The following is a 511-nucleotide window of genomic DNA, read 5'->3' as shown; positions in this document are numbered from 1 at the left end:
GGGTTAATACCCATACCTAGTTTGGTAACACCTGTACGCATTTCTTTCAAATCTTCTGTCATTCCAATCAAACCATCAATACCATTAGGCAAATTGTGATAAGGGAATAGGTTAACAGCATCAGGACGTTCCATTTCTACTACACCACCCGGACGATTATCCAGAAGTGAACGTCTATCATAGGCTCCTACAATCGCTGTATAACGACCGTAGTTCGCATTATTAACGTTATCAATGTACGCACGTACAAGAGCTGTTCTCAAATCTTGGATATCTGGTAATATCATAAACAGATTGACCATAGAACGAACCGGGGATTGTATAAGGACAGAAAGTTACAAATGGAATACAAGTCACTTCTTCAATGTTCAGGATATGATTACCTGCCATAATAACTTGATACATTTTTGCTTCTTTATTCTTATCCAACATACCAGTACGGATGTAATGTTCATAAACCCAAGCCTTAGATGCAACATCACTTAGTTCATCCCCAATATCCATATCAATA

1 pseudogene is annotated in these 511 nt (G+C 38.0%); it reads right to left on the bottom strand.

From position 1 onward, the window contains the following. A pseudogene (locus tag N1032_RS28035) lies at window positions 1–432 on the bottom strand (portal protein); the annotation flags it as partial. Window positions 433–511: the final 79 nt, after the last annotated feature.

Source organism: Herbiconiux daphne (assembly GCF_024979295.1).
In the GTDB taxonomy this organism is placed as follows: Bacteria; Actinomycetota; Actinomycetes; order Actinomycetales; family Microbacteriaceae; genus Herbiconiux; species Herbiconiux daphnes.
Note: the sequence above shows the minus strand (reverse complement) of the source record. Positions and strands in the feature narration are given on the sequence as shown.